Consider the following 25750-nt stretch of genomic DNA (forward strand, 5'->3'; position numbering starts at 1 on the left):
CTACAAGCTACAAGCTACAAGCTACAAGCTACAAGCTACAAGCTACAAGCTACAAGCTACAAGCTACAAGCCTGCAATTGGTTTGAGTCTTATAGCTTGCCGCTTTCTTACCTGACTTTAGACGATTTTGTAATCGGGGGACTCTTTAAGCACCCAGATATCACCGTAGACCCTGAGGAAAACCCGGATCTTTGCTGTCTCTCCGGGCTTGAATCTTCCGACGATCTGTTCTTCTGTCACAGTATCAATCGAGGCTTGTCCCGATATGAATGGGATCAGGCTTGCGTTGGTTATGGAGCTATAGTCCAGGGTGGAGAACGTGATGAAAAGTTCATCGAAAGTCTCATCCTTGAAGGCAGGAAGTACCAGAGTGAACCCTCTGTTGGCAATACCTGCATCCAGCTCCAAGGTCTCGCCTGCTTCGCGTATATGAGGCATAGGTACAGCCTCGGATGGCTTGGCGTTACTCAGATTTATTTGCAGAGATATGGTTTCTGTTTTGCTTGCGGTAGTATTCATTTTAATATCATTTTTAATTGATTTTATAAAAAGTTTATGGTGTGTTTGTTTTTAATTGATATCTATGTGGCGGGTTTCCTTATATTTCTAAATCTTCGAGCAAGGTTAAGAGTCTCTGGGTAGGTATGTCTATTTTTGTTTGTGACAGAAAACGACAGTTGAGCTTATATGTGATTAATAGTTTCAGGGTGTTGGTGTTTGTTTTGCGAGAAGTTACAGGTTGCAAGCTGCAAACTGCTGAGGCTTATAGTTTTAAGCTTGTAACTGCCGCCACCTATCCGAGTCTTTGCACCGGCCAGCAGGTGTTGAGCTAGCCTTCAAGCAGGTGCTCGCAGAGGTTCATGCCATGGATTGGCAGTTCGCCAACTTACATCGATACACGCCGACACTCGCGATTGTTGATCCGCGTCGCTTGGTCGTGCGCTCTGTCGCCTGGTACCGCAAGCAAGCCAATGATGCGCCTGTCGTGCGTATCCATCGCTCGATCTTTGATCCTGCCGGTCGGCCGATTGGCAGTCACGATCCCAGGCTCTGGGAAGGTGACGCGCCGGCCAACCTTGTCAATATTCACTCCCTCAGCGCTCAGGTCCTGTTCTGCGAAAGCGTCGATGCCGGTTGGCGGGTTTCATTGCCGGGCGAACATCGTGAATCGGTGCAAACCTGGGACGGGCGAGGCACTGTTCGGCGCCTGGCGCATGATGGTCTGCTCAGACCAACAGGTGTTTTTGAAAATGACCAATGTATCGAGCGCCTGACCTATGGCGAGGTTGATTCGGCTCCCCGCAACCAGTGCGGCCAGTTGATTCGCCACGACGACCCGGCAGGCACGTGTTTGAATAACGAGTTTGCTCTGACCGGCGGAGTGATCGAGCAGACGCAGCACTTCCTCAAGGACCTCACTCAACTCGACTGGCCCGAATCAGAGGTCGAGCGCGACGCCTTGCTGGAGACCGGCAGCGGCTCGACCACGAGCTGGGCCTATAACCCGCTCGGCGAGGTCATCGGACAAACCGATTCGCAGGGTAATGTTCAGCGCTTTGCCCAAACGGTGGCAGGTGAGTTGCAATCCTGCCATTTGCAACTCAATGGGCAGCCGGAGCAGATGCTGGTCAGCGATATTCGCTACGACGCCCAAGGCCGCGTCGAGTCGGAAACGGCAGGGAATGGCGTCATCACCACTGCGCGGTATGGCGGTGAAGATGGTCGGTTGCGTGAGCTGAAAGCGGCCCGCAACGCTGGCGAATCATTGCAGGATTTGATTTACGACTACGATCCGGTGGGCAATGTCATCCGCATCGAAGACCGCGCCCAACCTATCCGGTATTTCGCCAATCAGCGCATCGAGCCGGTATCGGTGTATCAATACGATACGTTATATCAACTGACAGAAGCCACGGGACGAGAGTTGTCGACGGCCAATCACGGGCCAGTCTTCGCAGATTTTCAGAGCCCGCCAGATCCCGCACAACTGGCCAATTACACGCAAACCTACGATTACGACGCGGGTGGCAATCTTCAGCAGTTAACCCATGTCGGGTCGCAAAACCATTCCCGTACGCTGGTGACCGCCAGGCATAGCAATCGAAGCTTGCCAGTAATCAACAACCAACCGCCCAGCGAAGAAGAGATTGCCGCAGCGTTTGACGCCAACGGTAATCTGCTGGCACTGCAAGCCGGGCAAGCCCTGAGTTGGGATTTGCGTAATCAGTTGCAGGAAGTAAGGCCGGTGGTGCGAGAGTCCGGCCTCGACGACAGCGAGCGCTACATCTACGACGCCAGTGGTCATCGCCTGCGCAAAGTGCGCACGACCCATGCCAAAGCCGTCACCCATCTGGCTGAAGTGCGTTACTTGCCTGGGCTGGAGATTCGCACCGATACGGCGACCGACGAAACCTTGCAGGTCATCACGGCACAGGCCGGGCGCAACAATGTCCGGGTGCTGCACTGGCAGGCCGGAAAGCCGCCCGAACTGACCAACGATCAATACCGCTACAGCCTGAACGATCATCTGGGTTCAAGCACCCTGGAACTGGACAAGGATGCTCAGATCATCAGCCAGGAAAGTTATTACCCCTTTGGCGGCACCTCATGGTGGGCAGGCCGCACTGCGATTGAAGCCAACTACAAGGCTGTGCGTTATTCCGGCAAAGAGTGGGATGCAACCGGGCTGTATTACTACGGTTTGCGTTATTACGCCCCCTGGTTGCAGCGCTGGATCAATCCTGACCCGGCAGGAGCTGTGGATGGGTTGAATCTGTTTTGTTTTGTGAGAAATAACCCATGCAGCGGTTTTGATGATGGAGGTCTGGTTTATCAAGGGATTAACGATGCCGTTGAGAAACAGGTAGAGAAAGATAAAAAGATTAGATACCGAGGCGTGGAGGATATGCAAAAGGCAGGTGAGTACCCATTGATATTTACGCTTGATGTTGCAATAGAAGAAAGCCTGTCCGGGATGAAGGGTGAGGTTGAGCGGTTGAAGAAAAATGATGTAGCCGCCCTCTATAAATTTCTGGGCGTTTCTCCCCCAATAAACTCTGAAGTTTCAAATGCTTTTGCGGCTTATGTCGCTGCCGGTTACGAAAAACTGATCAACGCAATGTCTCGTTATCAGGACGGGGGGGATTTACGTGACCAACTCGTTTTTGTTGAAAGTGCGCAGTACGGGACGCAATTGAAAGAGGATGCATTTGTGATCGGCGGAGACCCACAAAAGCGCTTGTTTTTTACCGGTCAGCTCAGGGCGTCTAATATCGTGTCGAGGGTCAGCACGTTGATTCACGAGTTATCGCATCTCGAATTGGAAACCAATGACGATTTTTACTATGAAGGATTTGATATAAAGACGGATCTTTCTCCCGAGATGGCGACCGGGTATTTGAACTTCAGTGTGAAAGAGGCAATTCAGAAGAATATCAATTTGCGGGCAGGTTATAAATCATGGATGCATGGGTTCAAGTCGTTTGAGACGTGGCTGACCAAAGTAGCAGATTTCTGGGGCACCTATATCGTGACGCAGATATCGTCCGAAAAAAGCATGAGCTTGCATGAAATGTCTATTGAACGTTTCAACCCGACAACGGGTACTAGTAGCGGCTTTTCATTCAACCTGCACCGTAGGGGCGGATTGAACCACTAAAACCCCCGGCAACACCCTGCGGATGGGGATACGCAGGATGTTGCCGAGGGCCTGTTGCTCTGTCAGCGACAAGTTGCAAGCTACAAGCCTCAAGTTACTTGAAGCTTGCCGCTATCTTTTACCGTGCAATCGTCTGGGTTTTCACGCCTGCTTCCAGCTGATTGAGCGTCGAAGCAAAAACGTTTCAACTAATCGGTGTCAACAAATGCCAAGCAACGTTACCTGAACCTCGAGTGGGGATAAACAAACGGATTACTCTATGGGTAGTTCGGTCATCGATCCGCGTCGTCTGGTTGTGGGCAGTGGCTTGTTATCGCCTGCACGTCAATGAGGGGCTTGCCAGACCCACCGCTAAGTTCGTCAAGCAGTGAAAATACCCTAAATAGAGAACTGTAACGATCAGGGACGAGTTGTCAGGCATAGCCCATGCCTTTGATATTGCCAGTATGCTTTGACTGGCCATGAAAATACTGGCAAGTATGGAAGTAGAACTACTGAGGCTTGTAGTTCCTGGCTTGCTGCTATCTCCCTCCTGCTGCTAAGCCATATCGAAGTGGATGAAGGCGATTCGGCAGTACCGGTGCCAGGGCATTTTCACTTGGAACACAATAATTATTACCCTATAAAGTTGCTGTGGAATACTTCTGCTCATGGCGTGAGATACAGAGTCTACAGGTGGTTCACTCTGATGGCAGAAGTCACCGGTACTGAATATCAGCCAAATGTCCAAGGCTTTCATCGTTTTCATTTAAAAGCGGTTGATGCTGTGGGTAGGGAATCCAAAAGAACCGGACATGTGTTCTTTTATCCACCCGGTTAGGGAAGAGGTTGAAAGTTAGGAGCTATCAGTGATTTGACGTTTGCAGCTCACAGCTACTCAAACCGGTTATCCGAGGCTTTTGGCTGCCTACAGGTGCTGAGCTAAGCTTCAAACAGTGACTCGTAGAGGCCTATGCCATGGACGGACAGCCCGACAACTTGCATCGATACACGCCGACACTCGCGATTGTTGATCCGCGTCGCTTGGTCGTGCGCTCTGTCGCCTGGTACTGCAAGCAAGCCAGTGACGCGCCTGTCGTGCGTATCAATCGTTCGCTCTTTGATCCGGCTGGTCGGCCGATTGGCAGCTACGATCCCAGGCTATGGGAAGGCGGCGCGCCGGCCAACCTTGTCAATATTCACTCCCTCAGCGCTCAGGTGCTGGCCTGCGAAAGCGTCGATGCCGGTTGGCGGGTTTTGTTGCCGGGCGAGCATCGAGAGTCGCTACAAACCTGGGATGGTCGAGGCACTGCCCGACGTATGGAATACGATGCGTTGCTCAGGCCAACGGGCGTTTTTGAAAATGACCAATGTGTCGAGCGTCTGACCTATGGCGATGTGGATTCGGCTTCCCACAACCAGTGTGGCCAGTTGATTCGTCACGATGATCCGGCGGGCACCCGGTTGAATGCCGAGTTTGGTTTGGCTGGTGCAGTGTTCAAGCAGACGCAGCATTTTCTCAAGGACCTCACCAGCCCCGACTGGCCCGAATCAGAGGCCGAACGCGACGCCCTTCTGGAGACCGGCAGCGGCTCGACCACAAGCTGGGCCTATAACCCGCTCGGTGAAGTCATCGGGCAAACCGATGCGCAGGGTAATGTTCAGACATCGGCGTATTCCGTTGCCGGCCAGTTGCAAGCGTGTCATTTACAACTCCAGGGGCAAGCGGAACAGACGTTGGTCAGCGATATCCGTTACGACGCCCAAGGGCGTGTTGAGTCTGAGACGGCTGGCAATGGAGTTATCACCAGCACCCTGTATGGTGCTGAAGACGGTCGCCTGCTGGAGTTGAAAGCGGCCCGCAACGCTGGCGAATCATTGCAGGATTTGATTTACGACTACGATCCGGTGGGCAATGTCATCCGCATCGAAGACCGCGCACAACCTATCCGGTATTTCGCCAATCAGCGCATCGAGCCGGTATCGGTGTATCAATACGACACGCTGTATCAACTGACAGAAGCCACGGGACGAGAGCTGGCGACGGCCAATCACGGGCCAGTCTTCGCAGATTTCCAGAGCCCGCCAGACCCCACACAACTGGCCAATTACACACAGACCTATGACTACGATGCAGGCGGCAACCTGCAGCAATTAACTCATGTCGGGTCGCAAAATCATTCCAGAACACTGGTGACCGCCTCACATAGCAACCGCAGCCTGCCCGTGGTCAACAACCAGCCGCCTAGTGAAGAAGAGATTGCCGCAGCGTTTGACGCCAACGGTAATCTGCTGGCACTGCAAGCCGGGCAAACCCTGAACTGGGATCTGCGTAATCAGTTACAGGAAGTAAAGCCGGTGGTGCGAGAGTCCGGCCTCGACGACAGCGAGCGTTACATCTACGACGCCAGTGGTCAGCGCCTGCGCAAAGTGCGTACGACCCAGGCCAAAGCCGTCACCCATCTGGCTGAAGTGCGCTACTTGCCTGGGCTGGAAATCCGCACCGATACCGCGACCGGAGAAACCTTGCAGGTCATCACGGCACAGGCCGGGCGCAACGGCGTGCGTGTTCTGCACTGGCAGGCCGGAAAGCCAGCCGAACTGAACAACGATCAATACCGCTACAGCCTGAACGATCATCTGGGTTCAAGCACCCTGGAACTGGATGCTCAAGCGCAAATCATCAGCCAGGAAAGTTATTACCCGTTTGGTGGAACGTCATGGTGGGCAGGTCGCACTGCGATTGAAGCCAACTACAAGACTGTGCGTTATTCAGGCAAGGAGCGGGATGCAACCGGGCTGTATTACTACGGTCAACGGTATTACGCGCCATGGCTGCAACGCTGGATCAATCCTGACCCGGCGGGAGCCGTGGATGGTTTGAATCTGTTTGGTTTTGTCCGGAATAACCCGTGTAGCGGGTTTGATAGTGATGGACGAGGTTATAAGGGTTTTAATGATTTGCATGAAATGGCTCTTAAATATTATTGGGGTCTGAATGTAAAATACCGGGGGATTGAGGATATGCAGAAGGCGGGTGAACACCCTTTGGTATTTACCCTTGATGTTTCCATCAATGAAAGCCTGAGAATGATGACGCGTGAAGTAGAGCGTTTGAAAGCAAATGATGTAGCCAGTCTCTATGAGTTTGTGGGGGCTCCGGTCCCAGATAACACCCATAATGATGACACGTTTGTGAACTATGTGGTCGCCGGTTATGAAGAGCTTATCAAGGGTGTCTCTCGCTATCAGGAGGGGGGAGATTTGCGTGAGCAACTCGTTTTCCTTGAGTATAAACAAGGAGATAAAACATTTTCGGATACCAAAGCGCTGGTTTTTCCATATGATTCAAAGAAACGCATATTTTTCACTCAGAATTTTAGAGAGCAAAATGTCATGGGGCGCATGACTGATTTGATACATGAAGCCTCGCACGCTGTATTGAATACTTATGATGAGTTCTATTACAGCGGGTTCTCTACTCGTGCTGATTATCCTGCCGAATATACGCGCGATGAATTAAGCCGCTATAAGGAAAGGACGATTGAAGAGAATGTCGCTATGCGCGAGGGCTACAGATCCTGGGCTCATGGATTCAAGTCATTTGAAACATGGCTGGCTAATAATGCTGATTTCTGGAGTTTTTATGTCGGTCTTCAGGCGTCATCCGATGAGTACGAGAATTTGCATAGAGTGTCCGTGGACCGTTTTGATACAAGAGCGGGGATACCGAACGACTATTCATTCAATGATCATTTAAGGAGAATGGAAAAAATTTATGGAAGACGGTTTGGCCAGTAATAAAAACCCCCGGCAGCCTCCTGCGGATGGGGATACGCAGGAGGTTGCCGAGGGCTTGTTGCTCTGTCAGCGACAAGTTGCAAGCTACAAGCCTCAAGCTACTTGAAGCTTCCAGCTTGAAGCTTGCCGCTATCTTTTACCGTGCAATCGTCTGTGTCTTCACGCCCGCTTCCAGCGCACCGGAACGGCCATACACATCTTCGTAACGTTCGATATCGTCTTCACCCAGGTAGCTGCCGGATTGGACTTCGATGATTTCCAACGGGATCTTGCCCGGGTTTTTCAGGCGATGGACCGAAGCGATCGGGATGTAGGTGGACTGGTTTTCAGTCAGCAGGAACACGTTCTCGTCGCAGGTAACCTGAGCCGTACCGGATACCACGATCCAGTGTTCAGCGCGGTGGTGGTGCATCTGCAGCGAGAGGCTGGCGCCCGGTTTGACCGAGATGCGCTTGACCTGGAAGCGGCCGCCCATGTCCACCGAGTCGTAGGAGCCCCACGGACGATAGACTTCCAGATGGTTCTGGGTTTCGCTGCGGCCCTGCTCGTTGAGGGTGTTGACCATCTGCTTGACGCCCTGAACCTTGTCCTTGTGGGCAATCATCATGGCGTCCTTGGTTTCGACAACTACGATGTTGTCCAGACCGATCACCGAAACCAGTTTGCCGTTGCCATGGATCATGCAGTTGCGGCTGTCCTGGATGACGACGTCGCCTTTGGTGACGTTGCCGTTGGTGTCTTTTTCATGCACTTCCCACAGCGACGACCAGCAGCCGACATCGCTCCAGCCAGCCGACAATGGCACGACGCAAGCGCGTTGGGTTTTTTCCATGACGGCGTAGTCGATGGAGTTGTCCGGGCAGCAGGCGAAGGTCGCGGCATCGATTTCTACTGCACCGGCGTCTTCCTGGCTGCGCTCGAGGGTCAGCAGGCAGGTGTCGTAGATGTCCGGATCGTGTTTTTTCAGCTCTTCCAGGAAACGGCTGGCGCGGAACAGGAACATGCCGCTGTTCCAGTAGTAACCGCCTGCTTCGACGAATTCGGCAGCGCGTTTTTCGTCTGGCTTCTCAACGAAGTGCGATACGCGGCTCACGCCTTCAGGCAGCAGGGCATCGGCGGTGGACTTGATATAGCCGTAGCCGGTTTCAGGCTTGTTGGCCGGTACGCCGAACAGAACCATTTCGCCACGCTCGGCTGCGACAGTGGCCAGGGCCAGTGCGCGCTGAAGGGCTTTCTGGTCTTCGATCACGTGATCGGCCGGCATGACCAGCATCAGCTCGTCGTTGCCTTCATTGACCAGCATCATCGCAGTCAGTGCCACGGCGGGTGCGGTATTGCGCCCGAACGGCTCCATCAGGATGGCCTGGGTGTTGAGGTCCAGTGCTGCCAACTGCTCGTTTACGATGAAACGATGCTCCTTGTTGCAGACCACGATGGGCTCTTGCATACCCTCGAACACCAGACGCTCCAGCGTTTGCTGGAACAGTGTGTGTTCGCCTGTCAGTGCCAGGAATTGTTTAGGGAATTGTTTACGCGAAAGCGGCCAGAGTCGTGAACCGCTACCGCCTGACAAGATCACTGGAATCATTTTGTTTCTCCAATAGCATTCAATAAGTCAATAAGGGCTGTACGTGGTTTCTGTCGTTTCTGTCTTGTTCTTGTACTGCGCTAGCGGGTCCGTGGCTGACAGAGGCCATGAACCCGCCAACTTGATCTTTAGCGAGTTGCTACTGGTGGCTTGACCCACACTGGCGAGAGGTTGCTGCCGCTGCCGGTGATGTACAGCACGGCGGCTTCGCCACGCTCCAGGGCCACAGGCTTCACGTCAGTGACTTTCTTGTCGCCGTCGTACAGCGCCAGGCTGACTTTGACCGGGTTGATTTCACGCTCGCCGGTGCCTTTGGCTCCTACGGTCTTGACCACTTCGGTCTTGCCGTCGGCAGTCTTCAGAGTCAGCGACTTGTCGCTGAGGTTCTGTACGCGAACCAGAGACTTCTGCTTGTTCTTGAACGGAGCTTCTTCAACCAGTTGCGGCTTGCCGCTGGCGTTGTTGACGATGGTGTAATAGTGATCACCCGCCAGTTTCACCGGCAGGGTCTGGCTGCCCAGCTTGGCGGTGTAGTCGCCCTGTGGCATGAAGCTGAACGCGGTGCTGCCCAGTGGCGCGACTTCGTTCAGGTTGGTGTTGCCGACGCTGGCGCTGATCTCGGCGTTGCTGGCGTTGTAGACGCGCACGAAGGTCGAGCCTTTCGGTGCGGTCGGGCCGTAGAGGGCGGAGTCACCGGCAAAGGCTTGCAGGGACATCAGGCCCAGGGTTGCAGCCAGCGCGCAGGTTTTGAACAGGCTTTTCTTGGCCGAACGATTTGGAGTGTGCTGTAGGGTCATAATTGAGTCCTCTCAGTTTTGCGCCTGGTCAGGCGACTCGGATTGTTTGGTGTTAAGGGCCAGGTTCTCTTGGCTATCACGTGACTTTTTCAACTCGGCGATCCACTTTTGATCGAACTCGCCAAGGTCGTTATGAGCAGGCAGATAACGCTCCGGGAACTCCCAGATAACCACTTGTGGTGGAGTGGTCTTGAACGCATCGGTTTGCAGATACTTGAGCATCGGCAGAATTGGTCCGTGACCGTCTTCTGCATAGTTGACGACGTCGCTGCGTAGTGCCTGCTTCAGTGCGCCGACGAAGTTCCAGTTGGGGTTGGCGCTGTAACTGGTGCCAACCAGGCCAACGGGAATTTCGGTGTCTGCAAACAAGGCATCATCACCGGCAGCAGTTCCTTCGACAGGATTTGTGCTGCGTTGTTGCAAATCATCTGGCTTTGGAAGCAAATTACTGAACAGCGGATCCAGTGGCAGGAAGTTGGTCAGGTCGCCTTTGTAAGGTGTTGCTTCTTTGGCCTGAGTAACGAATTGCTCGGGTTCACCTTCCAACGGAGTCTTGCTGGAAATCGCGACACCCAGTTGCTGCGCGGCCACTTCTGCACCCAGCGGAGTCCAGTGAGTGTCGGTGCGCAGGAACACCTGGCCTTTCTGCTTGGCGGCCTGCAACGGCGCCAGCAGGTCAGGGGCGAAGATGCCGGCTTGCGCGACCTGCGCATGGAATTGCTGGTACAGGTCGGTGTGCAAGGTGGCCGGTTTTTTATCGCCCATGTGCTCGGGATACAGACGGGTCTTGGCTGGAACAATCGCCAGTACCAGTTCCGTACCCTGCTTTTTCAGCTCGTCGCGTACGCCCTGGATAATTGCCAGGTTGTCCGCTTCGTTTTTCTCGCTATTGGCAATGGCATCGAACTCTTCGTCGGTGTAGAGCCACTGGTCCTTGCCGACCACGACGCCTGGACGGCCTTCGTTGAACAGCTTGAAGTCCAGGGCAGCCCAGAGGTTGGTGCCCAGGCGCTTGATCGGGAACTCATCGTCGTAATGAGTTTCCGCCGCCTTGGTCCACTTGCCGTCGAGCACGGTGGTTTCAGCCGAGGTCGAGAAGTTGCTGAAACTGCGCAACGACCAGATACCCAGGATCACCAGCAGTGACATGAACAGCGTGACGTAGAGGATTCGTAATGAACGGGTCATGTCAGGCTCCTCAGAACTGGAAGTAAAGGAACGGCGAGAAGCTCTGCGCCGAAAGTTTGAGAATCGAAGCGATGAACAGCAGCAGGATCAGCGCACGCATGGCGTAGCGAGACCAGTCGGCAGTCCAGTAGGCCGGTTGCACCTGGGCGTTGGTACCGACGGTGTAGCCAGGCAGGTTGATGCTGCCAGGCGCGTCGCCAGGTACTGCCTTGATGGTGCCGGGCTCTGCGGTCGCCGGGCCGTCTGCCTTGGGCTTGTCGCTTTCCGAGCGGCCCTGGTAGAAGTCGCGCAGACCGAAGAACGCCAGAGTTGCGTAGGCCAGGATCAGCGTTGCCACTTGAATGCCGGTCAGGCTTGCACGGTTGAGTTCCGACAGGTTCCAGTCGCCGAAGCTGAACATGGCGCTGTACATGCGGCCTGCAACGTGCAGGTTTTCAGCACGGAAGATGACCCAGCCGATAACTACCAGCAGGAAGGTCAGCGCCCAGCGGATCGGGTTGAAGCTGTAAGGCTTGGTGTTGATGCCTACCGCTTTTTCGATCGCCAGCCACATGCCGTGCCACGCACCCCAGATCACGTAAGTGATGTTCGCGCCGTGCCACAGACCACCGAGCAGCATGGTCAGGAACAGGTTGCGATAGGTTGCGATTTTGCCGCCACGGTTGCCGCCCAGCGTGATGTACAGGTAGTCACGCAGCCAGGTGGAAAGGCTGATGTGCCAGCGACGCCAGAACTCGGTGATCGATTGGCTGATGTAAGGCTGTTTGAAGTTTTCCATGAAGCGGAAACCCATCATCAGACCCAGACCGATTGCCATGTCGCTGTAACCGGAGAAGTCGAAGTACAGCTGTGCGGTGTAGGCCAGTGCACCCAGCCAGGCATCGCCTGTGGTCGGGTTTTCCAGCGCGAAGCAATGGTCGGCGACAATGGCCAGGGTGTCGGCGATGAACACTTTCTTGATGAAGCCCTGCATGAAGCGCGTGCAGCCTTCGGAGAACTTGTCCAGCGTGTGCGTGCGGTTGTTGAACTGGTCCGCCAGGTCACGGAAACGCAGCACGGGGCCGGCGATCAGGTGCGGGAAGATCGCGACGAATGCAGCGAAGTCGATCAGGTTGCGCGTGGCTGGTGTATCACCGCGGTAGACGTCGATGATGTAGCTGATGGACTCGAAGATGTAGAACGAGATACCGATCGGCAACAGCACGTGGGTCAGGATGAAAGGTTCCAGGCCCATCGAGGTCATGGCAGCGTTGATGCTGTCCACACCGAAATTGGCGTACTTGAAGTAGCCCAGGATACACAGGTCTACGCCCACGCCGAGCAGCAGCCAGCGCTGCGCCGGTTTGGTCCTGACTCCGCTGGCCCCGATCTGCAGGCCGATCCAGTAGTTCCAGACAGTGACGGCGATAAACAGTGCCAGGAAGTCTATACGCCACCAGGCGTAGAAGATGTAGCTGGCGATCAGCAACAGCAGGTTGCGGTAGCGTTGCCCGCTTATGTAGTACAAGCCGAAGAAGATCGGCAAGAACAGAAACAGGAACACGTTGGATGAGAAAACCATCCTTATCTCTCCGTTTGTCCAACATTCAAGGGCTCAAAGCCCCCCCAAACCCCCCATGAAATTCGGGGGGTAAAACACTCACGCTACCTATCCTGTAGGAGCGGATTCATCCGCGAAGAGGTCAGTCCCTCCAGCACATCGGCTGCGTCTGAATCCGTCTTCGCGAATGAATTAGCTCCTACGGTTTCAAGTCACGAACCGCCTTTGTCACCTTTTTCATGGGACGGGTCGTAGACTTTGGTCAGGTCGCCGCCCAGACGGAACGTCTTGAACGGTTGCATCTCATGCTTGTGTTCGATCACATCCGGGCTGCAGTTGTAGAGTGAGCAGAACGGTTCGAGCCAGGCGAATTTCGGATCTTTTTTCAGCTCGCTCATGTCCTGCTTCACGCCACCGCGGGAAGAGAAGTTGTCAGGGTCTTTGACGCCGGCGAGTACCAGGTCACCCAGGCGTTTGAGCGCGCCGTTGTTTTCGTTACGCAGATCGATGCCATTGGCCAGGGAGAAGCTTGCGATCATGGCCAGTGGCGGCAGGGCGTAGTTGTGATACGCCAGTGCGCGCTGACGACGCTTGACTTCGTTCGGCAGGAAACCGTCCTTGTCGATCTGGAAGGCAGCGATCTTGTATTCCTTGACGGCCCAGTCGAACAGGTCGCGGCGGTTGGTGGCGACAGCGGTCGCCATCACCGACCAGGCGGCCCAGTACGAGTGGTTGTTGATCTTCTCCATGGGCAGGTTGCTCCAGTCACTTACCACCTGGTCGGCCAGCTTGCTGAACCAGGCTTCGATGACTTGAGTCTGCTGCTGACGGTTGGCCAGCGGGCGCGACTCGGAGAACTTCAGGTGCAGATAGGACGAGGCCATGCTGCCCAGTGCCCATTTGCGCATGGACTTGCCGGTGTGGTTGAACTCACGGGACTCCAGCGCATCGGCCTGGGCCCAGGTGGTGAGCATGTTCAGCGCACAGTCGAGTTGTTCCGGGCGGCCGTCACGCATGTACTGCATGACGACTTTGCTGATACCGCGCTCAAGTGTCGTGATGTCTTTGGTTGCATCGCGAAATGCTTCTTCGGACTCTTCATTGAGCGTGGCCCGAGCCTTGTCGGAGCCCTCGTACTTGCTGCGAAACACCAGCTTGTCGGTGTAAGGCTTTGGTACGGCATCACACTGGAAATCGTGGCTGCCGGTTTTCATTTTCTCGATAGGCGCCAGGTAACCCTGGGGGGGAACCAGCGCTGTGGTGGCGGATGCGCCCGATACCCATGCCATCGATGACAGGATTGCCATCGACAGCAGGGTAGGGCGTATCAGTTTCGGAGTCTGCATAAGTCACCTCATAGTCCGGCTTGAGCGGTGTGTTGCGCGCTGCCTGGGAACGCATTGCGCTTGCATACTTTTGCTTCGACTTTCAGTGGTTCTGTTCCGGCTTCCGGGCCCTGGATTTCAAGAGCGAGCAATTGTTGGTTTGCCCAGTCTTCGTCCTCACGCAATTCAAAGGCGAAACGTCCGTCGGTATCGGCGGTGTCCGGCTTCTCGATTTTCAGGTCCTCGTGACGACCGTTCATGTACCAGAGTCTGGCCTGAAGGGTTTTCACCGAGGTGTCATCGAACCGGATATCGATCTGGTTCTGGCTGTTGCGGATGTCCTTGATGCCATTCTTGCCGTTGACCAACACTTCGTTGTTGCCCGGCTTGAGAGTGGTGCTGGCGCTCATCACCGCAGGCTTGCCTTCGCAGCCGTTATCCAGCAGTGCCATCATCTGGCGGTAGATGGTTTCCTGGTCCAGGCGATACAGCGGCGAGAATTCCCAGATCAGGATCTTCGGTGGACGCTGCTGGAAGTCTTCGCTGCCCAGGTACTGCAGCATTGCGCCTTCCAGACCGCCACCAGGGAACGCCACGTTCAGCACATCGGCACCGATGTATTCCTGGAGGAATCCACCGAAGTTGTAGTTCTTGCCGCTGTGACTGGTACCGACCAGGGTGATTTCCGGGTTACCGGAATCGCCGAACAGATCGCCGTCACCTGCTTCGCCCTTGGGCTCGGTGGTGAACTGATCCATGTACTGAATCGCGTAGCTGGTGCCGCACAATTGACCAGCCATGTTGTGCAGGGTTCCGGTCTTGCCCATGCGTCCGGACTTGTGACTCTCGAATTCACGCTTTGGAATGTCGGCGTAGCCCGGGACTTTCTTCACGGTTTCGGCAACGATTTTCGCAGTGCGTTGTGCGCCGTAAGGTGTCCAGTGCTGGTCGCCGCGGAAGTAGAAATCATGGGCCTGTTGCTCGTTGGTCAACGGCGACAGGTCCGGCACCCAATAGCCCATCTTGCTGAAACGACCGAGCATGGCCTGATAGTTTTTCAGGGCCTTATCGTAGTCGAATTTGTCGCGATCGGCCGGAAACAGTTTGTTGCGATCTACCAGGCCGCGAGTCGGCTGATAGACCATCACCAGTTCCACACCCTTGCTCCTGAACGCTTCGTGCAGTTCTTTCAGGCGACGATAGCCGGCGGGCGTCGTGTCGAATTCGGTACGCAGGTCTTCCTGGGTACGGAACAGCCAGTCGCCCTCGGCCTGGATCAGGGTGGTGAAGTTCTGCTGATAGCGCGTGGTGTAGTTCTTCGCGTCATGGGCAGCAGGGCACAGGCTGCAGCAAGGCTCGGCCGTAAAAGTCGGCGCTTGCGAGTCATCCGCGCGAGCCGCACCAGCAGCGGCCATCAAGGCGGCGGTCAGGCTGGAGAGGCTCAATAGCTTGATCAGTTTGGCGTGCATAAAAATACCTTTCCTCATTCCCGCAGTTCGGTCTGGCTTTCAACGGGGTCGATCAATACGGCTTTCTTCTGACGTATCAGCAGGTCAAGGATCTCGTCCTGACGCTCACCCAGAATGCCATTGAGGCTGATGCCTACTTGCTTGGTCGGGGCGAGCATCGATACGCGATAAAGCTCCACGCTCAGGGGCGAGTCGATGGACAGCGGGCCGGAGCCGTTGCTGGTCAGCTCGCCACCTACCAGGATCAGCGACACTTCGGCGTCGAAGGGGTCCAGGGCGATGTCGCGGTCGGTATTGGTCAGGTCCTTGATGTGTCCGTAGACGCCCATCAGGCCGTTGGCCATGGCAACGTTTTCATAGAGCTTGATATTCACGCTGTTACGCACGCGGATACCGTGGCGGCGGTTGGCGATGACGCGGTTGCCCCACAGCAGGTTGTTGCCGCTTTCGTACAGGGTGATGCCGTCAGTGTGGTTCTGGTAGATCTCGTTGTAGGCAACGATGTTGTTGACGCTGTTACGGTCCAGTACCACGCCCGAGAGTTTGTTGTTGTGGCTCTTGTTGCGGAAGATGAAGCTGTTGTCCACTTCCCGGGAAATGATGATCCCGTGCTTTTTGCGTGTCCCGTAGACTTCGTTCTCGGCAATGATCAGGTTGTGCGAGCGGTCATGGGGGTCAATGCCATAGACGATGTTGTCTTTGTAGGTATTGCCCTTGACCACGAAGTCGCGAGTCTCGTAGCAGTAGAAGCCGTACCACAGGTCAAAGAACTCCGAGTCGACAATCCAGCCGGTCGGCTCGGGGCGCTTGAGGATCTTCGCGGTGTTGGGTGTGTACTGGGAAATACTGATGCCGTAGGACTTGCTCTGGTCATAGCCCATGCTCGACATCTTGGTATTGGCGATCCAGGTTTCGGAGCCACCCCAAGTCAGCAGGAACGGACGGAACTCGTCAGGCTTGCGATACAGCGCCAGGCCGTTGCGTTCTTCACTCCAGGCGTCGACCTTGGTGTGAGTGATCAGCAACTTGCCTTCGCTGACCAGGAACGACCCCTTTTCCTGAGACAGACGCAGCTCTTTGGTTCTCTTGTCGATCTCGAAGATGCCGGTTTCCTTGACCAGAATCGGCAGACGAGCGATGTACACGCCTGGCGATACTTCGTTCAGAAACTGCTTGGGCACTTTCTTGGCCAGGTCCTGCAGGCTTACATAGCCGTCGGAGATCATGATGGCTTGCGGGATGCCGCGCTGGCGGGCAACCCATTCGGCCATCTTGTTATCGCCGCCGATGAACTCCTTCAGGCCCGTTTCTTCCATCATGCGCGCCACGGTGACTTTGCCTGGCTTGCTACGATCGATCTTTTTCAGGGCCGCTTCAGCGGTGTAGCCGCTGATGTCCGGCAGTACAGGCTTTTCCATCGCCAGCGGCTCGATGGGCGCGCTGCTGACGGTGTAGCTCTTGGCCTGTTGCAGTTCCTTGACGATCGCCTGGGAGGCGACCGGCGCAGTGTTGGCCAGCGCAGCAGTGCTGGCCAGCAGCAGCGCGCTGCTCAGCACTGCGCTTTCGAGCAGGGCGTGAGGCCAGGTGCGGTTACGCACATTGCTTGCTTGACTGTTCATCTCATCGCACTCCTTTGGCGGTTCGCATCAGAAGCGCCAGATGACGTCGACAATGGCGCGGTGCATATATTCATCCACGCCGTTGTGGTAAGCGTCGCCGGGCTTGAAGACACCAGCACGCAAGCGCACCAGTGCCGAAGGTTCGTCGATGGACTGGCTTACCGACGCTGGCAGCAGGCCCTGTTTGAAATACTTGGTGACGACCAGATCCATTTCCTGACCCAGATCCTTGCGACCGTCTTCCAGCGGCAGGGAACTGAAGGTGTTGGTCGGTACGCCGTTGGCATCGACGATTTCGCGATTCGGGTTGACGCCCGCGCCGCCGATACCCGAGTTGCCGTCTACGCGACGGAACTTGTGGTAGATCAGGGAAGCATCGTATTCATCGTTCATGCGCCACGAAGCGAACAGCGAGCCGGTTTCCACGTTGGCCATTTCGCCCTGGAAGGCTTCACCGAAGCGATGAATCCGCGAGCGGGTCCCGGTCCAGTTGGAGCGGTTACTTTCCAGACCGTTCTGGACGTAGTCCTTGCTGGCGCGCGAGTAGGCGGCACCGACTTGCCATTGCGGGTCGAGACGCAAACGAATACCCAGATCAGTGGCCCAGCCATTGAGGTCGTTGCTGTTTTTCTGGCCTGCGAGGTACTGGTCGGTGGCCTGGTTGTAGATGGCGCCGATTTCGTCGCGATTACCGGTCATCGCGGTCAGGCTGCCCCAGTAGTTGACGGTGTTGGTATTGCGATGGTTGTAGGCATCGCTGTCAGCCGTCAGACCCAGCCAGGTCAGGTCGCCATTGGAAGTCTTGTCCAGATCGTCCAGGACTTCGTTCTGGTTCTTGAGCTTGCCGTCGTCATGGCTGTGGTGTGCGCGAATACCCACCCATTGGCCAGGTGTCCACTGGTAGCTGGCCGAGCCGAAAAGGTGCAGGCGGTCTTCATCGTCCGGAGCCAGTTCGGTCAGGTCGGTGCGGTATTCGCTGAAGCGCTGTGCGGCGCCCAGTTCGGCACGCAGCAAGGTGGTGTCGAAGGTCCAGTTGATGGCTTCGATGTTGGTGTCGTGCCACTGACCGTCATCGTTGCGCAGACGCTGGCGACCCACCTTGAGGATTTCGCCAGGGTAGGGCGTGAAGCCGCTGTAGCCGATCCAGAACTCACGCAGTGCCGCGTAGCTCTTCTCGACTTCACGGTCGCTGGAGTTGCCACGGGAACGCTGGGTGCCGGTTTCGCCATTGTTGGAAGTGGTGGTCTGTTCCAGCGGGTCAGTCTGGATGGTGTCGGTGGCGGTAACCACCTGGCCCATGGCGTAAGCGCTCCAGTTGCCGCTCTGGCCGTAAACCCATGGACGCAGGTCCAGACCCAGGCCCTGTACGTCACCGCCGGAGCGGGTGCCCAGGTCGCGGTCGTCTTCGGACTGGGCGCTGACCTTTACTTCGATACCGAAATTCTGTTCTTCAGTCAGTGCAGCCAGTGTCGGGCAGGCCCACAGCAGAGTAAAACCTAGGCCCATGCCGGCGGCCATCAGGGGATTCAACTTCATAGCGCTTCCTCACCGTCTTTTTCTTCTGTCAGGGTCTGAACCAGTACGTTCTGTCTGGCTGTTACGCCCCGAACCTTTTGTTCGCGTTGCAGCAACCCTTGGGCGGCGGCGCGTTTTTCAGGCGGTAGTTGAGCATCCAGTACCTGGGCAAGCTCGGTGGCTTGCGGTGTGCCTTGAGCCAGTGCCAACTGGCCGAAGACCCATGCGTTGACCGGATCGGGCTTGGTGCCCTTGCCTTGGGAGAACAGTTGCGCGATGGCGAAATCGGCGCTGTTCTGGCCGCCACGGGCGGCGGTCAACAATTCATCCAGAGCCTTCTGTGGGTAGACTTCACCCAGATAGCCGCGACGGTAGATCTGACCCAGGTAGTAGTGGGCGGAGAGTTCGGTCGCTGCGGCTTTCTGCAGGTGCTCTTCGGCTTTCTTCGCGTCGGCCGGAACCCATTTGCCTTCGTAGTAGAGACGGCCCAGCAGCAGTTCGGCGCGGGGTTGATCCGCAGCGCGACCGTTGTCCAGGTACTCCATCATCTTGTTCACGTCACCCAGTTCAGGGAAGTCGTAAAGCAGCTTGGCCAGGGTGACCCACGAAACTGGATAGCCGGGCGCGATATCTTCCAGCAGTTGCTGGGCAGTCTTCTCGTCCGGAGTACCGATCTGGCTGTCACCCAGCACACGGGCTACGCCGTCCACTCGCTGAGCACCGACGCGACCTGAGGCATGTGCGCTCTTGAGTTGCTCGATCAGTGCTGCCTGCTGCTCGGTCTGGCCGCGTTTCTGGTAAACGGTGGCCAGTTCGACGTAGCAGATATCGGTGCTGTTGAGTGCCTGCTTGCAGATGCTTTCGACTTCATCCAGATGCTGGTCATAAGTGCCCTGGGTGCGGTACAGCAGCACCTGGGCCAGACCGGCTTCCGGATAACCCGTGGCGCGCCACTGGTTGATCTTCTGCTGGGCATTCACATTCGGGAAGCTTTGCGGGTATTGCAGGTAAAGCATGGCCAGCGGCAGCAGGGTGCCCGACTCACCATTGGCGAACGCCTTGGTGAGCAGCGCTTCTGCTTCGTGGTGCTCGGCCACTGTGGCATCGGGCTTCACGGCCAGCAGACGCCCCAGACGCGATTGCGCCCGAGGTGACGTTTGGGCAGCGGCACGATAGGTGGCCTCTGCCTCTTTGAGCTGAGCCGGATCTCCGGTGCTGACCTGGATGTCGGCCAGGCCGACTTGTGCATCGCTGTAGCCCAGGTCCGCCAATTGCCGATAGTTCTGCTGCGCCAGTGCGGTGTCGCCGTTTTTAAGGGCTTCATTGGCGAGGCGTTGATCGGGCAGGCCGGCACAGCCGCTCAGGCCGATCGCGACGGCGAGGCTCAATAGCGTGGGGGTCGACAGGCGTCGTAGTGGGCTGTTCATGATTACAGACCCGCAGCCATGGCTTTATCGATCAGCCAGTTGACGGACGGGCCACGGTCGCTGACGACTTCGACAGGACGGCCAGCCAGGCTGCTGCTCAGGCTTTCGTCAGGCTGGATCTGTACACGGATGTCAGTGGACAGGTCGGTGTTGCTCAGGTTGCTGCTGCTGATGATCTTGCCGGTACGCAGTTTATCTTCGCCAGCGATCTGGAAGCTCACAGGAGTGCCCGGCTTGACGTCGTTGAACTGGCGATAAGTGAAGCGCGCTTCAACAGTGGCAGGTGTGTTACGTGGCACCAGTTGGAAGATCACCTGGCCTTTGGAAGCGAACTGACCATCGGCAACCAGTTGACGAACCACGACGCAATCGCAAGGGCTGGTCATGGTGCCGCTCATTTGCTTGCCATACAGCTCTTCGATCTTGGCCGGTTGCAGGTCTTCACCGGTCAGGCTGCCCTTGAGCATTTCCAGCATGCTGGTGTTGAAGGTTGCCAGCGGTGCGCCTTTGGCGGCTTCGCCATTGGTCTGAACCAGGCTTTGCACAGTACCTTCGCGAGGCATGGTCACGTCCATGCTCGGTACCGATACCAGGCCGGCCGAAGCGTGGCTGACGAAGTACAGGCCGTAGACAGTCTTGAAGATGAAGCCGAAGGCCGCCAGACCGACGATGAAAATACCCAGGCTGAAGGTCACTGCACGCAGACGACCCAAGGCGCTCATGCCCGTGGTTTCTTTCTTGTTCTTGCGAGCCTTGGTGAAGTTGTCACGCTGCAGGGTAGCCAGTACTTCACCCATGCTGACGATGTCGCCGCTCAGGTGGGAAGTGATGATGTGGCGCAGGGTGGCGATGTCTTGTGCTTCAAGGTTCTGGAACTGGCAGCCGATGCGCCCGCTGGAGCTGATGGAGCGCACTTGCATTTCGACGTCCATGGCCAGGCCGAGGTTGTCGATGAGGAACTGCAGGCGACCCTTGATGACTTCGCCTTCGGTGATTTTGACGTTGCTTGGGGCAACGAAGCTGAGACCACCGGCTGACAGGTCTTCGACCCGGACCAGAGGGGCATTCTGCTCACCGTTGAGCAGGCGCAGCTTGGCTGGAACCTTGACCCGTGCGTGTTGGCGCTGGGCTTCGGATTCATGTACGACGTTCGCATTCACGGCTGTATTCATGGCTAATTTTCCTACTTGAGCAATTGATTCATTGGCCCGGTCACACCATCGTCAGCAGTACTGCGACGAAGATGGTGCCAGCTGAAAAAGTCATGGTTCGGGACGACCAGGTGTTGAACCAGCCCTGAAAGCTGGCCATGTCGCGGCTTAGTTTCGTGTCCTGACGGGTCCAGGACTGTCGATCCAGGCGGAAGAAAACGTAGATCTTCATCAGGGCGCCGACGATCTGGTTGTAATAGAGAATGATGGGGTAGGCAGGCCCTATCCTGTGTCCCGAGCAGGACAGCAGCAGTGTCAGGATCAGGCGGGTCATGCCGATCCACAGCAGGTACATCAGGATGAATGCGCCGCCATACTTGAAGCTGGCGATGATGGCGACGGTCAGGCCCAGGATGGATGTCCACATCGACACACGCTGGTCGAACAACACAACGCTGGTGAACAGACCCAGGCGACGAACGCCCAGACCCAGTGCGCGGGAGTTCTGACGCAGGTTGTTGCCGTACCAGCGGTACATCAACTTGCGACTGGCCTTGAGGAAGCTTTTTTCTGGCGGGTGTTCAACGGTGTTGATGGCGGCATCGGGTACGTAAAACGTGTCGTAGCCCAGACGCATCAGGCTGAACCAGCTCGACTTGTCGTCACCGGTCAGGAACTTGAAGGTCCCCAGACGCCAGTGATTGAGCGAGTCGCTCTCCACGTCGGCAATGAACTCCGGGTCGGTTACCACGGTGGCGCGGAATACCGACATGCGACCGGTCATGGTCAGGACGCGCTTGGACAGGGCCATGGAGCACATGTTGATGTGGCGCTGGGCGAAACGCAGCTTGTGCCATTCGCTCATGATGTAACCGCCACGAACTTCACAGAACTCGTTGGTGGTCAGGCCGCCGACGTTATCGAACAGGTGGAACCACGGAACGGTCTTGCTGACGACGCCTTCATTGAGCACGGTGTCGCCGTCGATCACTGCGACCACTGCACGATCATCGGGCAGGTGACGCGAGATGGCGCGGAAGCCATAAGCCAGGCCGTCGCGCTTGCCGGTGCCAGGGATACGCACGAAGTCCAGCTTCACGCGCTCAGGCGGGTTCATCTTGGCCCAGAGACTCTTGACCAGCAGCTCATCCGACATTTCCACCAGCGAGCAAACGATGGTGGTCGGCAGACCGCAGTTGATGGCTTCACGAATGACCGAGCTGTACACCTGGGCGGTGGTCAGGGCTTCGATACGAAAGCTGGTGACCATCAGAAACACATGGGATGGATCTGCAGCCTTGCCCAGCTTTTTCAGCTTGCGGCGCAAGTGTGGGTAGACCACATACAGAAACAGCATCCCCCGCACAAAGTGCGTGATGCCCATGGAGTAGCGCCAGATGCCGACGGCGCCAATCAGGAAAATAAAGTTCCTCGACTGTGAGTCGAAGATGCTTGTAGGCAATGCAGTTGCGATGCCCATTAATAAACTGAGGTAAAACAGCCAGCCCGCGGCCTCTAGTAGGCCGTGCTTTAGCCTGTCCATATCCATGATCTGTATCCCAAAGTCAGTTGCAAGCACCAAGCCCCAGGCTGCAAGCGGTAACGCTTGAGCTTGTGGCTTGGTGCCTGGCGCTTGCGGCTGATTTACCAGCAGATACCTTCAGCGCGACCGTCTTCGCTGGTCGGCTTGGACATGAAGCCCACCAGGTCTACAACGTGCTTGCCGTGTGGAGTCTGGTCGGCCAGGGCGCGGAAGCGCTCGTCACCGTTACCCAGGATGATCACGTCGGAGTTGTTGATGACCTCATCGAAGTCCGAGTTCAGCAGGGACGACACGTGAGGGATCTTCGACTCGATGTAGTCCTTGTTGGCGCCGTGTACGCGAGCGTATTCGACGTTGCTGTCGAAGATGCTCAGGTCGAAACCTTTACCGATCAGCATTTCGGCCAGTTCGACCAGCGGGCTTTCACGCAGGTCGTCGGTGCCGGCCTTGAAGCTCAGACCCAGCAGGGCGACTTTGCGGGTGTCGTGGCTGGCCACGATGTCGAAAGCGTTCTGTACCTGGGAGACGTTGCTGCGCATCAGGGAGTTGAGCAGCGGTGCTTCCACGTCCAGGCTGCCTGCACGGTAGGTCAGGGCACGGACGTCTTTCGGCAGGCAGGAACCGCCGAAGGCGAAGCCTGGGCGCATGTAGTACTGGGACAGGTTCAGTTGCTTGTCCTGGCAGACCACTTCCATCACTTCACGACCGTCGACACCGACTGCCTTGGCGATGTTGCCGATTTCGTTTGCGAAAGTGACCTTGGTGGCGTGCCACACGTTGCAGGTGTACTTGATCATTTCGGCAACGGCGATGTCCTTGCGGATGATCGGTGCGTCGAGCTCTTCGTACAGCGATTGCAGAACGTCACCGGAAGCCTTGTCGAACTCGCCGATAACGGTCATTGGTGGGTGATCGTAGTCTTTGATCGCGGTGCTTTCGCGCAGGAACTCAGGGTTCACTGCAACGCCGAAGTCGACGCCGGCTTTCTTGCCGGAGCAGTCTTCCAGGATCGGGATCACAACGTTTGCGACGGTGCCCGGCAGTACGGTGCTGCGGACCACGATGGTGTGACGGGAAGTCTTGTCACGCAGGACATAACCGATTTCACGGCATACCGACTCGATGTAGTCGAGTTCCAGGTCGCCGTTCTTCTTGCTTGGCGTGCCTACACAGATCATCGACAGGTCGGTGGCGCGAATGGCTTCGGAGAAGTCAGTGGTGCCGCGCAGTTTACCGTTGCGAATACCCTGTGCCAGGAGGTCTTCCAGGCCTGGTTCGACGATAGGCGATTTGCCGCTGTTGATAAGGTCGATCTTGGTGTTGGAAATATCCACACCAACAACATCATGACCACGTGCAGAAAGGCAACCGGCACAGACTGCACCGACATAACCCAAACCAAAGATGCTGATACGCATCGTACTCTCCTCGATTTTTCACGCCATAAAGTTGGCTGGATATTAATTTTGGCCAGCAGATGTCACACGCGAGTCAGGAGGGCTTCTAAAAGCCACTGAACTAACGCAGGCATATTTAATTAATGAGTGCCAAACAAAGGTGGCAAACTCAATGACACTAAGTGCAAGTGGCAGGTCCCCTGATCGGGCCGTGCTCTCTTGTGTGTGGCAAACCACTCCTTGTATAGCGATCCTCGGCAGGTCGATCTGCAAGCCTTGGCTTTGACGATCTGGAGCCCTGCTCTATACACCGTTCACGGTGTTCGCTTGTCTACCTGACTCAATTAGTGATGTGAGTTTAAGTTCAGAGTCTTGAGTAGTGATTCCGCAGAATTACACTGGATCTCTGGCAACTTCCTTTTGCTCTCGCTGCGCTGTAAGTGATCTCTTACAGGGTTGTCGAGAATTGTTACGGGATGTAGGAGCCTATGCATTCGGGATTAGTTCCGGGCCGCTCGTCCTGTTTTTGAGAATTTTTCCGATCTGCTTTTTGCAGTCCATACTTTCAAAATGATGGCACTTTTGTTGGAGGCCTTATCAATAAAGGGGTTCCCGAGTGGCGATATTTTTTTGCCATTACAGAAGAAAGGCGCTGTGCCACTGCTCAAAAAAGTTGTCTTTTTTTCGAGAAAGTTCGTTTTGAAAATGAACGCCGCGTGGAGTGATGTTTATCTGGCGTCACAAAAATGGCGTAAGGGGGTTGAGATAGAGCGGCTGGCTTGCGTAGCGCCCCTGGCACTACGCAACATTGACGCCATCACTGCTCTGGAGTGTCGCGCAGGAAGACCAGTTTGTCCGTGGTCGATTGTTCGGCGCTGTAGCGGTAACCCTGCACATCGAATTCCCTCAGTGCTTCGGGTGTGTTGATCTGCTCGGAGATCACAAAACGGCTCATCATGCCGCGGGCTTTCTTGGCGTAGAAACTGATGATCTTGTACTGGCCGTTTTTCAGATCCTTGAACTCGGTATCGATGATGCGGGCTTTTAATGACGAGCGTTTGACTGCGGAAAAGTATTCGTTGGATGCCAGGTTCAGCAGCAGGTCATCGCCCTGATTGGCCAGGGCCTGGTTCAGCCATTCGCTGATGCGCGTGCCCCAGAAGGCATAAAGATCCTTGCCACGGGCATTGGCCAGCTTCGTCCCCATTTCCAGGCGATAGGGTTGCATCAGGTCCAGAGGGCGCAGCAGTCCATAAAGACCGGACAACATGCGCAGGTGATCCTGGGCGTAGGAAAGCTGGGCATCGGTCAGTGTTTCGGCCTGCAGCCCGGTATACACATCGCCCTTGAATGCCAGCAGCGCCTGTTTGGCGTTGTCGGGCGTGAAGGCCGGCGTCCAGCTGCCGAAGCGCGCCGCGTTCAAGCCCGAGAGTTTGTCGGACAGGTGCATCAGCTCGCCGATCTGTGCGGGTGTCAGCTCGCGAAGCTGAGTGATCAACTCCTGGGAGTGATCCAGATATTGCGGCTGGGTGTAGCGTTCGGTGGTCGGCGGGGTCTCGTAGTCGAGGGTTTTCGCTGGGGAAATCACCATCAGCATGAAGTCGTCTCCTTTAATCGTCGGCCGATTCTATGAGGTGATGGCCGATGACTCCAGCTATGGTGGCGATAGATGTGTTCATAGGCCGTGGCTTTGTAACGCGCCGGACATAAGACAGTGCCCCGGATCAGCTATAGTGCCGCGCGGGTGATGGCG

General features: G+C 56.1%; 16 protein-coding genes. 2 read left to right on the plus strand and 14 right to left on the minus strand.

The features are described from left to right. Nucleotides 1-117 precede the first annotated feature (117 nt). Nucleotides 118-519, minus strand: a complete 402-nt coding sequence (locus K5D32_RS21125; RefSeq protein ID WP_216704976.1) for a hypothetical protein — start codon at nt 517-519, stop codon at nt 118-120. A gap of 346 nt (nt 520-865) precedes the next feature. On the opposite strand from K5D32_RS21125, the gene K5D32_RS21130 reads away from it, so the two are divergent. Both K5D32_RS21130 and K5D32_RS21135 read left to right on the plus strand, forming a co-directional pair. Further along, a complete protein-coding gene (locus K5D32_RS21130; protein ID WP_221601721.1) occupies nt 866-3658 on the plus strand; it encodes an RHS repeat-associated core domain-containing protein in 2793 nt (930 codons plus the stop codon). A 957-nt stretch (nt 3659-4615) separates the two neighbouring features. Beyond that, on the plus strand, nt 4616-7438 hold the full coding sequence (locus K5D32_RS21135; RefSeq protein ID WP_221601723.1) for an RHS repeat domain-containing protein: 2823 nt from the start codon (nt 4616-4618) through the stop codon (nt 7436-7438). Between the two features lie 136 nt (nt 7439-7574). On the opposite strand, the gene K5D32_RS21140 is transcribed toward K5D32_RS21135, so the two are convergent. The 13 genes from K5D32_RS21140 to yaaA form a co-directional block, all read right to left on the minus strand. Beyond that, nucleotides 7575-9026 (minus strand): mannose-1-phosphate guanylyltransferase/mannose-6-phosphate isomerase, encoded by a 1452-nt coding sequence (locus K5D32_RS21140; protein ID WP_025258712.1) that lies wholly within the window; start codon nt 9024-9026, stop codon nt 7575-7577. Nucleotides 9027-9154: 128 nt separating this feature from the next. Then, a complete protein-coding gene (locus K5D32_RS21145; protein WP_200995182.1) occupies nt 9155-9823 on the minus strand; it encodes an alginate O-acetyltransferase AlgF in 669 nt (222 codons plus the stop codon). Between the two features lie 12 nt (nt 9824-9835). Further along, nucleotides 9836-11011, minus strand: coding sequence for an alginate O-acetyltransferase (locus tag K5D32_RS21150; RefSeq protein WP_025258714.1), 1176 nt, complete (start codon nt 11009-11011; stop codon nt 9836-9838). A 10-nt stretch (nt 11012-11021) separates the two neighbouring features. Then, nucleotides 11022-12572: an MBOAT family protein gene (locus K5D32_RS21155; protein ID WP_221601724.1), complete on the minus strand. Its 1551-nt coding sequence runs from the start codon at nt 12570-12572 to the stop codon at nt 11022-11024. A 191-nt stretch (nt 12573-12763) separates the two neighbouring features. After that, nucleotides 12764-13897 carry a mannuronate-specific alginate lyase gene (locus tag K5D32_RS21160; RefSeq protein ID WP_221578051.1) on the minus strand — a complete coding sequence of 378 codons (1134 nt, stop codon included), beginning with the start codon at nt 13895-13897 and terminating at the stop codon, nt 12764-12766. Nucleotides 13898-13905: 8 nt separating this feature from the next. Beyond that, nucleotides 13906-15345, minus strand: a complete 1440-nt coding sequence (locus K5D32_RS21165; protein ID WP_221578052.1) for an alginate O-acetyltransferase AlgX-related protein — start codon at nt 15343-15345, stop codon at nt 13906-13908. 14 nt (nt 15346-15359) lie between these two features. Continuing rightward, nucleotides 15360-16964, minus strand: coding sequence for a mannuronan 5-epimerase AlgG (gene algG / locus K5D32_RS21170; RefSeq protein WP_221593617.1), 1605 nt, complete (start codon nt 16962-16964; stop codon nt 15360-15362). Nucleotides 16965-16991: 27 nt separating this feature from the next. Beyond that, nucleotides 16992-18500 carry an alginate export family protein gene (locus tag K5D32_RS21175; protein ID WP_221578054.1) on the minus strand — a complete coding sequence of 503 codons (1509 nt, stop codon included), beginning with the start codon at nt 18498-18500 and terminating at the stop codon, nt 16992-16994. Continuing rightward, complete coding sequence (gene algK / locus K5D32_RS21180; RefSeq protein WP_221578055.1) at nt 18497-19906, minus strand: alginate biosynthesis TPR repeat lipoprotein AlgK; 1410 nt, start codon at nt 19904-19906, stop codon at nt 18497-18499. Before algK ends, K5D32_RS21175 begins: the two co-directional genes overlap by 4 nt. Nucleotides 19907-19908: 2 nt before the next feature. Further along, nucleotides 19909-21078, minus strand: a complete 1170-nt coding sequence (locus K5D32_RS21185; protein WP_221561691.1) for an alginate biosynthesis protein Alg44 — start codon at nt 21076-21078, stop codon at nt 19909-19911. Between the two features lie 40 nt (nt 21079-21118). Further along, nucleotides 21119-22600 carry a glycosyltransferase family 2 protein gene (gene alg8, locus K5D32_RS21190; protein ID WP_221578056.1) on the minus strand — a complete coding sequence of 494 codons (1482 nt, stop codon included), beginning with the start codon at nt 22598-22600 and terminating at the stop codon, nt 21119-21121. 101 nt (nt 22601-22701) lie between these two features. Beyond that, nucleotides 22702-24018, minus strand: coding sequence for a nucleotide sugar dehydrogenase (locus K5D32_RS21195; protein WP_025258723.1), 1317 nt, complete (start codon nt 24016-24018; stop codon nt 22702-22704). A gap of 796 nt (nt 24019-24814) precedes the next feature. Continuing rightward, the gene (gene yaaA, locus K5D32_RS21200; protein WP_221593618.1) at nt 24815-25594 is read right to left on the minus strand and encodes a peroxide stress protein YaaA; all 780 of its coding nucleotides are present in this window, start codon (nt 25592-25594) and stop codon (nt 24815-24817) included. Nucleotides 25595-25750 lie beyond the last annotated feature (156 nt).

It is taken from the genome of Pseudomonas cichorii, from assembly GCF_019719005.1.
GTDB lineage: Bacteria > Pseudomonadota > Gammaproteobacteria > Pseudomonadales > Pseudomonadaceae > Aquipseudomonas > Aquipseudomonas cichorii_E.

Coding starts and splice junctions, on each gene's coding strand:
- K5D32_RS21150 (WP_025258714.1), bottom strand. CDS start 11,011: ATGACCCGTTCATTACGAATCCTCTACGTCACGCTGTTCATGTCACTG.
- K5D32_RS21145 (WP_200995182.1), bottom strand. CDS start 9,823: ATGACCCTACAGCACACTCCAAATCGTTCGGCCAAGAAAAGCCTGTTC.
- K5D32_RS21165 (WP_221578052.1), bottom strand. CDS start 15,345: ATGCACGCCAAACTGATCAAGCTATTGAGCCTCTCCAGCCTGACCGCC.
- K5D32_RS21125 (WP_216704976.1), bottom strand. CDS start 519: ATGAATACTACCGCAAGCAAAACAGAAACCATATCTCTGCAAATAAAT.
- K5D32_RS21130 (WP_221601721.1), top strand. CDS start 866: ATGGATTGGCAGTTCGCCAACTTACATCGATACACGCCGACACTCGCG.
- K5D32_RS21140 (WP_025258712.1), bottom strand. CDS start 9,026: ATGATTCCAGTGATCTTGTCAGGCGGTAGCGGTTCACGACTCTGGCCG.
- K5D32_RS21185 (WP_221561691.1), bottom strand. CDS start 21,078: ATGAATACAGCCGTGAATGCGAACGTCGTACATGAATCCGAAGCCCAG.
- alg8 (WP_221578056.1), bottom strand. CDS start 22,600: ATGGACAGGCTAAAGCACGGCCTACTAGAGGCCGCGGGCTGGCTGTTT.
- K5D32_RS21135 (WP_221601723.1), top strand. CDS start 4,616: ATGGACGGACAGCCCGACAACTTGCATCGATACACGCCGACACTCGCG.
- K5D32_RS21160 (WP_221578051.1), bottom strand. CDS start 13,897: ATGCAGACTCCGAAACTGATACGCCCTACCCTGCTGTCGATGGCAATC.
- yaaA (WP_221593618.1), bottom strand. CDS start 25,594: ATGCTGATGGTGATTTCCCCAGCGAAAACCCTCGACTACGAGACCCCG.
- algK (WP_221578055.1), bottom strand. CDS start 19,906: ATGAACAGCCCACTACGACGCCTGTCGACCCCCACGCTATTGAGCCTC.
- K5D32_RS21155 (WP_221601724.1), bottom strand. CDS start 12,572: ATGGTTTTCTCATCCAACGTGTTCCTGTTTCTGTTCTTGCCGATCTTC.
- K5D32_RS21195 (WP_025258723.1), bottom strand. CDS start 24,018: ATGCGTATCAGCATCTTTGGTTTGGGTTATGTCGGTGCAGTCTGTGCC.
- algG (WP_221593617.1), bottom strand. CDS start 16,964: ATGAACAGTCAAGCAAGCAATGTGCGTAACCGCACCTGGCCTCACGCC.
- K5D32_RS21175 (WP_221578054.1), bottom strand. CDS start 18,500: ATGAAGTTGAATCCCCTGATGGCCGCCGGCATGGGCCTAGGTTTTACT.